Source organism: Puia dinghuensis (assembly GCF_014642875.1).
Lineage (GTDB): Bacteria > Bacteroidota > Bacteroidia > Chitinophagales > Chitinophagaceae > Puia > Puia dinghuensis.
Genome location: NZ_BMJC01000004.1, coordinates 305,096 through 320,151 on the forward strand (window position 1 = coordinate 305,096; position 15,056 = coordinate 320,151).

Below are 15,056 nucleotides of genomic sequence, written 5' to 3' on the forward strand. Positions count from 1 at the left end.
ATGAAAAAATTTAATTTTCGCTTCACGCCCCTTCTGCTTGTGGCGGTCCTATCTTTCTACAGCATTCATTCCCCCGCCCAAAAGCTCATTCCACTACCCAACTTTAAGCCGACCTGGGTACAGGAATACAGGCCGTTCCGTATTGCCGGTAACCTCTACTATGTCGGAAGCTACGATCTTGCCTGCTATCTTATCACCACCACACATGGTCATATACTGATCAATACCGGCCTTCCGGGATCGGATACGATGATCCGGCGGCACGTGGAAGAGCTGGGGTTCAAAATTTCGGATATCAAGATTTTGCTGACAAACCAGGCACACTTCGACCATGTCGGCGGATTCGCAGCGATAAAAAAAATGACAGGCGCCCAGGTAATGATCCAGGAAATGGATGCGCCCGTACTGGCGGATGGCGGTAATTCGGACTTTTTAATGGGTGGTCATGGAATGATTTTCCAACCGGTAAAAGCAGATCGATTGCTGCATGACCGGGATACGGTAAGACTGGGTGATATGCAGGTCGTAGTGCTCCACCACCCAGGCCATACCAAGGGGGCCTGCAGCTTTCTGTTCGATGTGAAGGATGAGGCTCGAACGTATCGTATACTCATCGCCAATATCCCAACGCTTCTTGACGATACAAAATTCCCGGGCATGCCCACCTATCCCCAGGTTGAGAAGGACTACGCCTATACGCTGGATGCGATGAAAAAACTGCAATTTGATCTTTGGTTTGCCGCGCACGCCAGTCAGTTCGATCTGGATAAAAAGCACAAACAGGGTGACGGCTACCACCCGGAAGCCTTTTCTGACCGCGCGGGATATGATGAGGCCATCGGCGATTGCTACCAGGACTATTTGAAAAGGCTCGACAAGAAGGTTAGCACGCCCTGATTCCTCTCTGGATTATCGCTGCAATATCACCTTCATGGTACTAAAATCTATCGGTGACGAGGTGTGTTCGTGGATGATCTTCCAGCCCTGATCGCTTTTCCGGGCGACCCAGGTGAGGCGATTCTCCAGATAGCGAAGCTCTTCTCCCTTCTCGGATACGTTTGTGAATCGAATTATAGCGCTAGCGACCGCCATCTCGCCGGTCGCCTGAATCTGAATATCATCGAACGTAACGACATCCCGGTTGGCTTCGAGCGAGGAGAACCATCCTTTCGCCATTTCGCGCCAGGCGGCCAGCCCGTCATAAGTCCACTGCTGCCAGATATCATAAACGCGGACTTTTTCGTCAAAAATAGCGGTGAAGGCTTCAAGGTCTTTTTGATAAACGGCCATCTTGTAGGTTTCAAACAAGGATTCGATCTCTGTAACTATTGCCATGTTTTTAGTTTTACAATCCATCTTTTGTGCCCAACACCCCTAGCACTCCGAGGATGGACGCAATCTTCTCTTTCATGTGGTAAGATACCGAAAATTGCAAAATTCCTCCCTGCTGTGCAAATAGGTTGCACAGTCGCGTTTCATCTTTGTCCTGTCCAGGTCCCTGTAGCTTAAAAGGAAAAGCCTGCGGTAAAATTGACTAACCGTAGCAAGTATGGATTATCCCGTAATATCTACGCGAAATTATGGGTAGAGTTTACAGTGCACCGAAAAGCGTACCAGCCGAGTAGGGAAGCGTATTTACAGCCATACAGCCCGGCAACGGGATTGTGAGTTCGAATCTCACCAGGGAAACAGGGAGCCGCTGGAGCGGTAACCCGCGCGCGATCGATCGCAGGCGTCCAACGACCCGCAACCACCGGAGCGGCTTACTTCGCCTTCCGGATATACACATTCCCCGTCATCGTCTTCATCATCATCTCCGGGCCGCCGCCATTGATCTTCCCCATGACCCAATCGTCGATATTGATACGATACATGTGGCCTTCGGAGGTCTTTGTTGCAACGGGATGATCCTTCGTGACCTCAATGTCGAAATCCGTATAGATGTCCCCGCGCTCGGATTTGAGTTTTACATTGGCCTTGAGGTCTGCCGGAAAGGTGACGTCGATCTTCCCGTTGAGCGTGGAGAATGCCATAGGCGCAGTAGCGTTCACCGTCCTAAAACCAACCACCACATCACCATTGACCGTACTGGCAACCACCGATCCGGAAACATTCGACACGATGATGCCCCCGTTGACATTGGTCACCTCCAACTGCCCGCTCACATTGTCAATGGTTATATTCCCGTCATTGATGGCGCCTACATCGAGTGTCGCACCAGTTTGCGGAACTTTTATCGCGATGAGCGAAAAATGGGAAAGCCCGCTGTTGATATTCACCATATTGTTATCCTCTTCGGCCGTGAGCTCACCACCGGCATCACCACCGATGCGCTTCATGCCGCCACTCGTAGCAGACTCGTGTCTCTTTTGCTCGCCCGTCACATCGATGACGATGTCTTTTCCCTCATAGCCAACGATCTTCACCGACCCATGCATCACATGAGCCTTGATCTTGAAAGGTTTCCCGGGTTCGCTAAGGGGCACCACCAGCTGCTCTTTTACTTCTCCCTGCGCCAGGGCGCGGCCAACCGTAAGGATCGTCAATAAGATGAACACCGCAACTATTTTCATTGTCTTCATATTTTATTTTTTAAGATTGCTTCTTTACGTAGATGTTTCCGTTCATGGTCTCGAACTTGAAAAGACTACCGCCGCTGCCGATCTGCACTCTTCTGGCCATGTTCAGCTTGTACACGGTGCGGTTCGCATGATGGTCCTCACTTTTGTTGACCTCTACCGGCAGGACTTCGGCGTTGGCGAAATCGGTATAGAACTCGCCGTTCATGCTTTTGAACTGACAGACGGCTGACAGGTCTGCCGGATAGGTGACTTCGAGCTTTCCGTTAAGCGTATAGTAGTCCGAAGGACCTTTCGGCACGGCCAGATAATTCACTGTAAGATCGCCATTGATGGTCCGGGCCGTCGTAACACCTTTTGCATTGTTAATAGTAATAGGTCCATTGACGTTGTGAACGTTGAGGTCGCCCGACACGTCTTGCACGACGACATCGCCGTGGTTGACGGTGGAGATATGCAGGTTCATCCCAAAAGGGACCCGCACCACATACGCAAGATTAAAGTCATAGTTATGATCTTCGTTATTCCACCGATCATCTCTATGCCAGGTGTGCGGCCGGGTATCGAAGGGCTCCGCAATGTAAAGGATGATACTGTCGTCATGCTGGTCGAACCCCAGCTTAAACTCCTGCTTCGCAATCTCCAGATCGCGACTCCCGCCCGCGGAAAGACTTTTATCGATGTCGACAACCACCTTGTCGCCGGAATAACCTTCGATCTTTATCGGTCCGTTTAGGTTATAGATGGCCAACACTTCGGCCGATGGTTTTGGGGCGGCAAATTCTTTGTTGATATGCTCCTTAAACTCCTGGGTCTGCGCCCGGCCGGCGGCCGGGGCAAGGCAAAAGATCGTCAGCCCCGTCAGTAACGGGAGAATCATCTTTCTCATATTTTGCTGGTTTTAACTTAAGCGGGAAATCGTTTCTTCGATCCTGGTCTTCACCATCTCGTTGAGGTCTTTATGCTGTAATAATTTCTTCAAGGGTCGAATCGCTCTTTTTTCCTGCAGCCGGAGCATGACATCGGCCAGCGCAGCCTGTACCAGCGGTGAGTCCTGCTGGAGGATCGACTGTACCAGCCCTTCCCTGACGACGGGATTATCCGCATAGTGGGTCAGCGCCTCAAGCGTCATCAACCGGACATTGGTATTCGGGTCATTATTGAGGGTGCTGAGCAGGGCTTCGATCACCTCTTTGTTCACCGTCTTTATCTCGCTGGTATAGCTGATGCCGCGCATCCGCTCGGAGGCAGAAGGGTTTTGCAGCAGGGTCTTCATCATCATCTCCCGCATTTCCCCTACCTGCGCGGTCAACGCCGCCAATTGCTTGCTGTCGCTGCCGGCCGGTGCAACCGGTTCCGGACGATGGAGCAGGTAGCCGACCCCCAGACCGGCTATCACCAGCAAAAAGCTATAACTCACCGCAAATGCGGGGTGACCCGCAAACACCTGTCGCAGGAGGGCCGTAATACCGGGGCCCCACCTCTTCCCCGCCGTTCCAAAGGCCCCCGAGGCCTCATTGGTCCCGACCGATGCCTTATAGGTGTCCAACATAGCATCGAACCGCACCCGGGCGTCGGCTGATGCAGCAGGTACAGGGATCTCATCCATCAAGGCCCAGAGACGCCGGTGGGCTTCCCACTCCTGGCGGCATTCCGGACACCCGGCCAGATGCGCTTCTACCCGGACCCGGTCCTCTTCAGGAAGCTCCCCATGCAGGAGCCTTGTCAACTGATCTTTGTCAAATCCGCATTCCATACTACTTATTTTCGACGGCTGTTTGCCGATACATCTCTTTCAACTGGTTGATGGCCCGATGTGCCCGTACCTTTACGGCGCTGATGCTGATCTCCAACACCCGGGCGATCTCAGCATATTTCAACTCCTGGAAACGACTCAGGACCAGCACCTCCCGGCTCTCGGGGCTCAGGCTGCCAAGAGCTTTCTCCAGGACTTTTATCTCCAGCTTTCGCTCCACCTGCTCATCGGCGGCTAAGCCGCCCGCAATCCTCTCTTCATATCCGCCAATCTCATAATGACTGCCGTTGCGCCGGGACTGTTTTAAATAATCCTTCAGGACGTTGCGCGCCAAATGATACATCCAGGTCCTGAACTCCCCCTCACCGGTGAACGTATGACGCGACCGGAGCATCCGATAAAACACGTTCTGCATCATGTCCTCGCTCGCCTCCCGCTGCCGCGTCATGTGGAAAAGAAAACCGTACAGCGGCTGGTGGTATCGCTGGAACAGCAAACCCATCTTATCCAGATCGCCGGATTTTACTTTTAACATAAGCGCATTATCCGTCAGAGAGTTCAACGAGGGTGTTTATTCTGATAAAAGATAAAAAGGAAACTTCACCCCGGGAAAAAGGTTACCAGAAATCCCGGGAATTTTTTCGCCCACCCCTGGCTTATTGATTATTTACAAAGGACATAGAGCCTGTCCAGCCTATAACATTTGTTATAGTCATCATATGCATACAGGTCGCGGTCGGTTGAGAATTGCAGGTCGAGCTCCTGCTCGAATTTGGCATTCCCCGCAAAAGCCTCTTTCACATTGCTTAACGTAAGTTCTTCCACATCAGCAGCGGCATCCTTGCTGAAATAATATTTGATCCGGAGAATATCGCCTTTACCCGCCGGGTACTCGTGCACCTCATACAGTGGTATGGGCTCACCAGGATTCAACAACGTATAATAGCCACCGTCGAAAACCCGGAACACCCTGCCGTCACAATATTGTACGGCATAAACATCCTTCCTCTCCAACCGGCGGATGCGGTCGTCCACCTGGACAAAAAGATATTTGCCCATCAAAGCGTTATCCGACCTGCGGGAAGCAACGCTTCCCATCAATTTTCCGGCACTGAGGTCATCGGCGGATAAATAAACCCCGCTACATGAAGATTGAGCGTTCGCGGATGGCAGGAGGAAGAAGAAGGAGAAGATAGCGGCCCACCAACCCAAGATTAGCTTTTTCATACGCGATCGTTTTAGTATGTGCGAGCTATGCGCTTCCAGAAAATTAGCGCATCGCTCGCAAAGCGCTAATGTCTGGCCTTCGGCCGACGGACCTCCGGTCCGTTGGGGTGAATGGAATACGCCTTCTTAAGTTACCCATTTTACCCCGAATCCGCGAGCGGAACGGCTGCCTTAACGGTACAATAACGGCGGACGGCAAAAAAGGGCTAACTTCCCGGCAAAGGAAACAAGCCATCGACCATGATCACTTCTACATTATCACAACTGCATTGGTACAAAATCATCAGCCCGAATTTCGAAAAAGCCATTCAACATGTGCTTTCCACAGAACTTTCTGCTTTGGAAACAGGAAAATATCCCATCGAAGGTGAGAATGTCTATATGATAGTTAATGAATATACGACCAAACCAGCAACAGAGTGCGACCCGGAAAGCCATCGTGATTATGCGGACATTCAGATCATGCTCTCGGGGATGGAATGTTTTGGCTATGCCCCGCTGACCGGACAGCCGGCAACAACTCCCTATAATGAGGAAAAAGATGTCGCCTTCTACACCATCGCAACGGAAGACCTCAGCTATATTACCCTCAAGCCCGGAGAGTTTATCATTTTCTTCCCCTCCGACATCCACCAGCCGGAAGTATATACGCACCAACCCGATCTGGTAAGGAAGGTTGTGGTAAAAGTTGCTTTGTAAAATGATTACATTTTTCCAGGAAATGTTACCTTAACAATATGAGAAAAATACTCTTCCTTCTGCTAGCGAGTCTTGCCAGTCTCCCCATTTTCGCACAGAATTCCGAACCCGCCGCACCGGTGACGCTTATCCCGGCCCCCGTAAGCCAGACGCTTACCGGCGGTGTCTTCCAGCTCCCTAGCACCATCGTCATCGAAGCACAAGACGAGCATGATCTTGCGCAGACCCTGCAGGACCTGAAAACCCGGCTGAGTGTCCCCACCGGATATTCCGTCACGGTGACCCAGCAGGCGAAACCAAACGCGACCATCCGGCTTGTCCTGAACAAAGCAGCCGAAGCATCGCTCGGAGCCGAAGGTTACTATCTGTCCGTCACGCCCCAGGCCGTTCTGATCCGGGCTAACCAGCCGGCAGGCCTTTTCTATGGGATCCAGACCTTGCTGCAGGTGCTTCCAAAAGAGATCGAGAGCAAACAGGCGGTAAACCGGCCTTCCTGGACTGCCCCCTGTATCACGGTGACGGACTATCCACGCTTCGGCTGGCGGGGGCTGATGTTCGATGTCTCCCGTCATTTCTTTACCAAACAGGAAGTAAAAGATTTCATCGATGAGATGGTGAAATACAAGTTCAACCTGCTCCACCTGCACCTCACCGATGACGAAGGCTGGCGGGTCGAGATCAAGAGCCTTCCCCGCCTCACCGAAGTAGGCGCCTGGAATGTAAAGCGGGTGGGAACGTTTGGCACCTTCCCCGACCCGGAGACCGATGAAAAGCGCGACTATGGCGGCTTTTACACCCAGGACGACATCCGCGACATCGTGCAGTATGCAAAAGACCGGTTTGTCAATATCCTCCCCGAAGTGGATGTCCCCGGCCACAGCCTTGCCGCCATCGTCTCCTATCCTGACCTCTCCTGTACGGAGGGCGCCGACAAATACCATGTCCGATCGGGAGAAAAGATCATGAACTGGTATAAAGGCGGCTTCGATGCCCTCTATGACAATACGCTCTGCCCGGCCAATGAGAAGGTCTATCCCTTCCTCGACAAGGTGTTTACCGAGTTGGCGGCGCTTTTCCCATTCCCGTATATCCATGTCGGTGGCGACGAATGCGCCAAGAACTTCTGGGAGAAGAGCCCGGCTGTCAAGGCCCTGATGCAGAAAGAGCATCTGCAGACGATGGATCAGGTTCAAAGCTATTTTGAGAAGCGGGTCGAGAAGATAATAGAGTCAAAAGGGAAGAAAGTCATTGGTTGGGACGAGATACTAGAAGGCGGGCTTGCTCCCAATGCGGCTGTTATGAGCTGGCGAGGGGTAAAGGGCGGTATTGCAGCGGCAAAGATGGGTCACTCGGTGGTGATGAGTCCAACTACCTTCTTTTACCTGGATTATATGCAAGGAGATGCAGCCATCGAGCCCCCGGTATACGCTACACTCCGGCTAAAAACAACTTACTCTTATGAGCCGGTGCCCGACAGCGTGGACCCCAAATTCATTCTGGGTGGGCAGGCCAATCTCTGGACCGAGCAAGTCTATAACACGCGGCATATGCAATATATGGTCTGGCCCCGTAGCATGGCCGTGGCGGAAGACCTCTGGACGCCAAAAGAGAAGAAGAACTGGGACGATTTTGCCGGCAGGGTAGAAGCTCAATTCGGACGGCTGGATGTAGAGCAGGTGAAATATGCTCCTTCGATGTTCGACGCCATCATCACCGCCAAAAAGGATGTTTCCGTCTATGACTCGGTCACCGTCGACCTGGCAACCGAAGTCAATGGGCTGGACATCTATTACAGCTTTGACAATTCCAACCCGGATAACTTCTATCCGAAATATACCGGTACGCTCACCATCCCCAAGGATGCTTCCTGGTTGAAGGTGATCACTTACCGGAACGGCAAACCCATCGGCCGGCAGATCGATGTTTCTGTACTGGCCCTTCAACAGCGGGTCGGGGTGAGAGAACCGCCAAAGCCGGTAGATTAAACATTTCGACTTCAGGAATCGGACCTCGTCCGGATCAAGCAGACGCCATGAAAGATATCCTTGGCCAGGCCCTGACCGACTATTACCGGCAGGAGCTTGGTGGTAAGCTCTGGGTACATATGTCGAACCATCGGTTCGAGGGCCGGCGGAAAGAGGAAATGCCGGTGGAGGTTTATTTCCGCAACATGAACACCATGCCCGAAGTGGAGTGGGTGGCGCTGCAACAATGCCGGGGAAAGATCCTGGATATCGGGGCGGGAGCGGGCAGCCATGCACTTGCCTTGCAGCAGTTGGGTCAGGATGTGACGGCGCTGGACATCTCCCCGCTTTCTGCCACGCTTATGGATCAGCGCGGGATAAAAAAAGTGATCCGGCAGGATATTTTCTCCCTGCAGACAGGCGACTATGACACCCTCTTGTTGCTGATGAACGGTATCGGGCTCGCCGGCAATCTCGACGGGCTGCGTACTTTCTTTGCCGGCGCCCGCCGGCTGCTCCGCCCGGACGGTCAGCTGATCTTCGATTCTTCCGATATCGCCTACCTCTATTCCGACAGGCCGCCAAAAAGTGGGGACTATTATGGCGTCATCAATTTTCAGTATGAATACAAGCGTCAGCGATCAGATTGGTTCCAGTGGCTGTTCATCGACCGGATGACCCTGTCGGCGATAGCGGCAAAGGAAGGGTGGACGACCGAGATACTGTATGAAGACCGGCAGGATCAATACCTGGCAAGGTGCCGGCCTGTGTCCTCATAAAAAAATCCCGGAGTAACCAACCCCGGGATTTTAGGATTTTAGGAGGATATCGTGTGACCCCCACCGCCAAACCCCGCCCGGCTCACCCCTGCGCGATGATGATGATGATAGGGCCTGAACCCGTACAACCATGTGTAGTAATCGGGTGAGAAGTCGGGCAGGAGCTGGGGATAGTCGATAGGGCAGGAGTTGGTAGAATCCGGCGGGTCACTGGGATAATAATCGGGGAGATAGGACCCCTGCTGATAAATAGGCTTGTTGCAGGCAGCCAGCGCCGCCGTGATCAGGACAAGCTTTATGCAGCTGGTTTTTTTCATAACGGTTTAGCTGACTTAAAAATACTTCACGATCGCGCGATCTCCCGTTATCCGCTAGTTATAGGCTGGTTATTCAAACGTTATTAACTATTGATGTGCGGGAGCGGATATTGTGCCGGGCCCGGTGAAGTTTTCCACGGTGGAGGTGAAAATTATCCCCCGCTGCGTTTTTTTTATCCCCACCAAGCTCTCACCGTCACCATCATATCCCGTGAATCGATAATTTGAGGGCTTTAACGATGGCAGCAGCAGAACTATCCTATTTACTCGAAACCTCCCCGTCCGTACAGATCATCCGGATGCGCAACGCACACTGGGTGATCCCTTTCCTTTTCAGAGCCTTCAAAACGGAGAATATCCTTTCCCTGCCCGAACAGTCCCTGATCAGCGCCCTTGCCGAAGAGTTGCGCAACCATTCCGAGGACATCGAAGACCTGGAAGAAGCCCGCATCGAATTTGGGGAAGACGAAGAGAGCCGCGCGCGCAAATACCTGCTCAACTGGGTACAACGCCGGGTGTTGCAGGACTTCCCCGACTCGGACGCCGTCACGCAATACCAGCTCAGCGCCCATACGGAGAAGCTTTTTCAATGGCTGCAAAGCCTGGAGAAGCGGCAATTCGTCGGTACGGAAAGTCGCTTCCGTTTTCTCTTCCAGACGCTGCGGGAAATGGTGGAATATACCGAAGACGATGCCGCCCGGCGGCTGGAAGAATTGAAGAACCGCAAGGCAGAGATCGACAAGGAGATCAAAAAGATCGAGATGGGCTACAAGCCCGAGGTTTATACCAATGCGCAACTGCGCGAACGGCTGGAATGGTTCACCCGCCTCAGCCATGAGCTGCTGAGTGATTTCCGGGAGGTGGAAGACAATTTCAAAACCATTCACCGCCATATCGTCGAGCAACATACCCGGGCGGAGATCAACAAGGGCGCCATTGTCGGCTATGCCTTCGAAGCCTATGATTCGCTGCGCAGGAGCGACCAGGGTAAAAGTTTTTACGCTTTCTGGGATTTCCTTGTCTCGCGGGCAGGACAGGAAGAGTGGCGGGAGCTTACCGATCAGCTGCTGCAAATGCTGCAGGAAAGGGCTATCGATAGCGACGGGGAGTTTGTGCAGAACATCAAATCCCTTCTTCTGCAACAAGGACGCAATGTATATGAGTCCAACGACAGGATGGCGGAAAAGCTGAGCCGCATCATCACGGAAAAAGAGATCGCCCGGCACCGGCGATTGCGCCACCAGATCGGTCAGATCAAAGAGCTGGTCTTTACATTCATGGATGATGAGACCCCGTCTTGTGGTATCCGGCTGAACACACCGTCGCCCGTCCGCATGAATATGGAACGCCGTCTCAACCTGGTGGAAAGACAAGCCGCCGGCGTCGTAAAACAACCGGCCAATGCCCGCGAAAAGGTAGAAGATTTCGAACGCTTTGGCCGGCTGCTCAGCACAACTCATGTCGACAGGAAGAAACTTTGGCAGAAGGTGGAAACCGTTTTGCAGCAAAAAACAACAGCCACGCTGGGGGAGATAGTCGGCGCCACCGGCCTGGAACATGGCGTCGCCGAAGTCGTCAGTTATTTTGGTTTTCTCCGGGAAAAAGCGGCAAGGGTACAGTCGATGCAGGAGATAACCGAGCTGATCCCGCTGGACGAAGGAAAAACCCAATTCATCGAAGTACCCTATCTACTTTTCAGCAAATGAACACAGACAAGCAAAATATTTTACCGTTTACCCCGGTATTCATCAAGCTCCTGAAAGGACCCGTAGAATACCTGGAAAAAAATTCATGGGAACAGCTGCTCCAATACCAGGGCGAACTGACCCGATTTCTCCAGCAGCTGGGGCTGATCCTCGTACTGGAGAAAGAAGACGGCTATGCCTACCTGGAGCAGGCCCGGCTCGATGAAGATGAAAATACCGTGGGCTGGGTGCGCCGGATACAGCTGGGGTATGAAGAGAGTGTATTGCTCGTACTGCTACGGGATATGATGGCAGAATTCGAGGTAGGGGAGGCGGGAAGCCGCGAGCTGATCAAGAAGCGCAGGGAGATAAAGGAATATGCGGAGCTGTTCTTCCGGGAGAATGCCAGCCGGGTGAAATTTATTCGAGACCTGGACAGGTTGATCGACCGGGTGGAAGAGCTCGATTTCCTGGAGAAAGTAGAGCACAACGAGCTGATCGACGAACAGAAGTTCAGGGTCAAAAAGATCATCAAGGCCCGGGTAGACAACGAGATATTAGAAAACTTTAAACAACAACTATCCGAGCATGCAGTTGGGCGTATTTAGTACCGATGAAAACAAATCCGGCTTTCGGTTGCAGTACATGGAGCTTTTCAACTGGGGCACCTTCGACGAACATGTCTGGAAGATCACGCCCGGGGGAGAGACCTCGCTGCTTACAGGAGCCAATGGCAGCGGAAAAACGACTTTTGTCGACGCCCTGCTGACCCTGATCGTCCCCGAAAAGAAACACCGGTTTTATAATCAATCCTCCGGTAGCGAGAAAAAAGGCGACAGAACGGAGGAATCCTATGTATTGGGTGGATATGGCAGCGTGCACAGCGACAACGGCCTTTCCAGCAAGACCCTCTACCTCCGGGATAATAAGGAGCAGGCTTACAGTATCCTGCTGGCCCATTTCTCCAATGAGACCGAACAATCCGTCACCCTCTTCCAGGTGCGCTGGTTCAGCGGGCATGACATGCGCCGGGTGTTCGCCATCGCCCACAAACCCCTGCACATTGAAGATGACTTCAGACCTTTTGACCTTGGAGGCGCCTGGCGGCGGCGCATCGATCAGCAATACAATAAAGGCAGCCGCAAACAGGTAGAGTGGTTCGATGCTGCCAATCGCTATGCACAGCGAATGGTGGAAGTGCTGGGTATGCAGAGCATGCAGGCGTTGAGTCTCTTCAATCAGACCATGGGTATCAAGGTTCTTGGCGATCTCAACGAATTCATTCGCAGCAATATGCTGGAGCCTCGCAACATGGAGCAGGAGTTTCAGGAGCTGAAGAAGCACCTTTCGACCCTGCTCGATGCTCAGCGCAATATCGAAAAAGCAGAAGAACAGGTGCGGCTGCTTCAGCCGCTGAAAAAGCATTTCCTTGCCTATAAGGAGCAATCCGATCTCGGTGCTGCGGCCCGGCAGGAGCTGGACACGGCCCGCATCTGGAAGAACTACACCAAATATCACCTGCTGGACGAACATATCCGCAACCTGGAAAAAGAGGCCGTTTCCCTGCGGCGCGGGTCGGAAGAAGCGAAACAAAAGATCACGGCCCTGATGGAAGAAGAGCGGCAGACGCTAAATCAGCTGGAGCAGAACAAGGCCGGCCAGCGGCTACAGCAATTGCAAAAAGAAAAAGAAGCCCTCGAACAACAGGCAAAAGAGGCCGAAGCCGCGTTGAAGAAAGTTGCAGACTGGTGCACCCAGCTACACCTGGACACTGAAGTGGCCGACGAGGCGGCTTACCAGCGGATAAAAAAGGAAGCCGAGCGCACCGATAAGAAACTGGCAACGGAGATCCGCAACAACAACGAAGACCTTTATGAAGCCCAGGACCGGCAAAAGCGGGCAACAGAGGAAAAGGTGAAGATCGAAGGCGAATTGAATGCCCTGCTGCAAAGCCGGAACAATATCCCCGCCCACCTCGTCGCCCTGCGGCAGAGTCTCTGCACCGAACTCAAGATCGCGGAGCAGGACCTTCCCTTTGCCGGAGAACTGATCCAGATGCGGGCTGAGGAAATGGATTGGCAGCCTGCTTTGGAAAAACTGCTAAACCCCCTCGCCCTGCGCCTGCTCGTCCCCGATAAGCATTACCGGAAGGTGAACCGTTATGTCAACAGCACGAAACTCGGCGTGAGGCTCGTCTACAATCTGGTAAAAGATGTAGCGCTGCAACAACATGCCGATGACGGAACGGTCTGGCATAAATTGGAGTTCCATCCCGATCACCCGCTCAGCGCCTGGGTGAGCCAGCAGGTGATTCAGCAATATCCTTTTAGCTGTGTCGACAACGAGAAGGCGCTCGAACGGTTTGACCGCGCTATCACCATCCAGGGATTGGTCAAGAACAAAGACCGGCATGAGAAAGACGACCGGCCGGGGCGCAACGACGCCAGCCGTTATGTCATGGGCTGGAACAACGAGAAGAAAAGAGGGGCGCTGCAGCACCGGCGCTCACAGCTGCTCTCCGGGGTTGAACAGGCGGAAGAGGCGCTGCAACGGGCTACCCACCGTGGCAGCCGGCTGCAGAATCAGGTATTTGCCATAAAAAATCTGCGCGAACACCCCAGTTTCGCTTCGATAAACGTCCCGGCCATCCGCCAGGCCATCCATCATATCGAGGAACAGACGGGTAAGCTAAAGAAGGGAAGCGATCAACTGAAGGAGGTGACGCAACAGCTCGAAGGCATCCGGCAACAGATCGAAATCGGGCAAAAGGACAGAGACCAGCTGGTTCAAAATGCTTCCCTATACGAACATGAGCTACAGCTGCGGGAAAAAGAAAGGGTAGGGCTTTCCGACTTTGTCCAGCACCTTACGGAAGGCGATAAAGATCTGCTGCTGCAATTCCAACAAAAACACAGCGCCCTGCTGGCAGAGAATCCGCTATCCCCCGACAATATCGACGATTGGTACCAGCAGCTGATGGCGACGGCGGAACAAACGGCCCGGCAATATGAGGAGTCCGCGGCTAAGGACGGGCGCGATCTGGATAGGGCTATCCATAAGATAAAGAATCCGCCGCTGGAAGTGCTGCAGCGGTTTACCGACTGGGCAGCCGATACACATGCGTTGCCCACGGAAAGAGAGCATAGCGGGGAATACCTGGAATGGCTGGATAAGCTGGAGACGGAGAACCTGCCTCGCTTTAAAAAAGATTTCGAACGGCTGCTCCACGATACCGCCGTCATCAAGATGGGGGTTCTCAACGAAGAGCTGGAAAGCTGGGAAAGAAAGATCAGGAACAGCATCACCACGCTAAACCAATCCTTAAGCGGGATCAATTTCAACCGCCTTCCGGATACGTATATCCAGCTCGGCATCCGGCCGGTGCCGGATACGGTGATAAAGGAGTTCAGGAACAGGCTGCTCAATGCCCTTCCCCAGGCGGCGGACTGGCAACAGAACAGCTTTGAGGAAAAGGCGCTGCATTTCAAGCAGAATGTCCAGGCCTTTATCGACACCCTGGATGAAAGCGAATCCTACCGCAACAGGGTACTGGATGTCCGCAACTGGTTCGAATTCTGGGCCGACGAGCGGTTCCGCGAGACGCAGGAGTTAAAAAAGACGTATCGCCAGATGGGTCAGCTGTCCGGCGGGGAAAAAGCGCAGCTTACGTATACGATATTGTGTAGCGCCATCGCCTACCAATTCGGCATCACCCGGGAGGGCCGCAATTCCCGAAGCCTGCGCTTCATCGCTGTGGATGAGAGCTTTAGCAACCAGGACGAGGAAAAAGCCACCTATCTGATGGAGTTGTGCAAACAGCTGCATCTCCAGCTGCTGGTGGTGACTCCGAGCGATAAGATACAGATCGTCGAGAACTTCATCGCCCATGTCCACCTTGTTCAGCGGGTAAACAACAGGCATAGTATTCTTTTCAATATGACCAGGAAGGAGCTGAAGCAGCAAAAGGCCATGATTGTTAGTGAAAACTCCTAATACCAGCGGTATTTGCATGGCTCGGCCAATGAGGGTTTTTTGTTAATTGCTATGTAC

The 15,056-nt window shown here is 52.9% G+C and carries 14 protein-coding genes; 7 read left to right on the forward strand and 7 right to left on the reverse strand.

Annotated elements, in window-relative coordinates; all coding sequences use genetic code 11:
* Window positions 1–897 (forward strand): subclass B3 metallo-beta-lactamase, encoded by an 897-nt coding sequence (gene bla, locus IEY39_RS19130; protein ID WP_188934568.1) that lies wholly within the window; start codon window positions 1–3, stop codon window positions 895–897.
* Between the two features lie 12 nt (window positions 898–909).
* On the opposite strand, the gene IEY39_RS19135 is transcribed toward bla, so the two are convergent.
* The 6 genes from IEY39_RS19135 to IEY39_RS19160 form a co-directional block, all read right to left on the reverse strand.
* Window positions 910–1,335: a YybH family protein gene (locus IEY39_RS19135; RefSeq protein ID WP_188934570.1), complete on the reverse strand. Its 426-nt coding sequence runs from the start codon at window positions 1,333–1,335 to the stop codon at window positions 910–912.
* A gap of 428 nt (window positions 1,336–1,763) precedes the next feature.
* The gene (locus tag IEY39_RS19140; protein ID WP_188934572.1) at window positions 1,764–2,582 is read right to left on the reverse strand and encodes a DUF4097 family beta strand repeat-containing protein; all 819 of its coding nucleotides are present in this window, start codon (window positions 2,580–2,582) and stop codon (window positions 1,764–1,766) included.
* A 10-nt stretch (window positions 2,583–2,592) separates the two neighbouring features.
* The gene (locus tag IEY39_RS19145) at window positions 2,593–3,468 is read right to left on the reverse strand and encodes a DUF4097 family beta strand repeat-containing protein (protein WP_188934574.1); all 876 of its coding nucleotides are present in this window, start codon (window positions 3,466–3,468) and stop codon (window positions 2,593–2,595) included.
* A 12-nt stretch (window positions 3,469–3,480) separates the two neighbouring features.
* Window positions 3,481–4,335: a zf-HC2 domain-containing protein gene (locus tag IEY39_RS19150; protein WP_188934576.1), complete on the reverse strand. Its 855-nt coding sequence runs from the start codon at window positions 4,333–4,335 to the stop codon at window positions 3,481–3,483.
* Window position 4,336: 1 nt separating this feature from the next.
* Entirely contained in the window at window positions 4,337–4,870 is a 534-nt protein-coding gene (locus IEY39_RS19155) for an RNA polymerase sigma factor (protein ID WP_188934578.1), read from the reverse strand.
* Between the two features lie 128 nt (window positions 4,871–4,998).
* Complete coding sequence (locus tag IEY39_RS19160; RefSeq protein WP_188934580.1) at window positions 4,999–5,562, reverse strand: hypothetical protein; 564 nt, start codon at window positions 5,560–5,562, stop codon at window positions 4,999–5,001.
* A 240-nt stretch (window positions 5,563–5,802) separates the two neighbouring features.
* Here IEY39_RS19160 and IEY39_RS19165 point away from each other — a divergent pair, with 240 nt between their 5' ends.
* From IEY39_RS19165 to IEY39_RS19175, 3 genes are read left to right on the forward strand one after another with little or no spacing between them, the layout of a single operon-like run.
* Window positions 5,803–6,261 (forward strand): NanQ anomerase/TabA/YiaL family protein, encoded by a 459-nt coding sequence (locus tag IEY39_RS19165; protein ID WP_188934582.1) that lies wholly within the window; start codon window positions 5,803–5,805, stop codon window positions 6,259–6,261.
* 38 nt (window positions 6,262–6,299) lie between these two features.
* The gene (locus tag IEY39_RS19170; protein WP_188934583.1) at window positions 6,300–8,246 is read left to right on the forward strand and encodes a beta-N-acetylhexosaminidase; all 1,947 of its coding nucleotides are present in this window, start codon (window positions 6,300–6,302) and stop codon (window positions 8,244–8,246) included.
* Window positions 8,247–8,293: 47 nt separating this feature from the next.
* Window positions 8,294–9,004 (forward strand): class I SAM-dependent methyltransferase, encoded by a 711-nt coding sequence (locus IEY39_RS19175; RefSeq protein WP_188934585.1) that lies wholly within the window; start codon window positions 8,294–8,296, stop codon window positions 9,002–9,004.
* Between the two features lie 38 nt (window positions 9,005–9,042).
* Here IEY39_RS19175 and IEY39_RS19180 read toward each other — a convergent pair whose 3' ends face one another.
* On the reverse strand, window positions 9,043–9,321 hold the full coding sequence (locus IEY39_RS19180) for a hypothetical protein (RefSeq protein ID WP_188934587.1): 279 nt from the start codon (window positions 9,319–9,321) through the stop codon (window positions 9,043–9,045).
* Window positions 9,322–9,560: 239 nt separating this feature from the next.
* Between IEY39_RS19180 and IEY39_RS19185 the strand changes: the two genes are divergently transcribed.
* Genes IEY39_RS19185 through IEY39_RS19195 form a run of 3 tightly spaced genes read left to right on the forward strand, consistent with a single transcriptional unit; the run spans window position 9,561 to window position 14,999 of the window.
* A complete protein-coding gene (locus IEY39_RS19185) occupies window positions 9,561–11,027 on the forward strand; it encodes a DUF3375 domain-containing protein (RefSeq protein WP_188934589.1) in 1,467 nt (488 codons plus the stop codon).
* A complete protein-coding gene (locus tag IEY39_RS19190) occupies window positions 11,024–11,614 on the forward strand; it encodes a DUF4194 domain-containing protein (RefSeq protein WP_188934591.1) in 591 nt (196 codons plus the stop codon). The genes IEY39_RS19185 and IEY39_RS19190 overlap by 4 nt, the downstream gene beginning before the upstream one ends.
* Window positions 11,595–14,999: an ATP-binding protein gene (locus tag IEY39_RS19195; RefSeq protein WP_188934593.1), complete on the forward strand. Its 3,405-nt coding sequence runs from the start codon at window positions 11,595–11,597 to the stop codon at window positions 14,997–14,999. The genes IEY39_RS19190 and IEY39_RS19195 overlap by 20 nt, the downstream gene beginning before the upstream one ends.
* The last annotated feature ends 57 nt before the right edge of the window (window positions 15,000–15,056 follow it).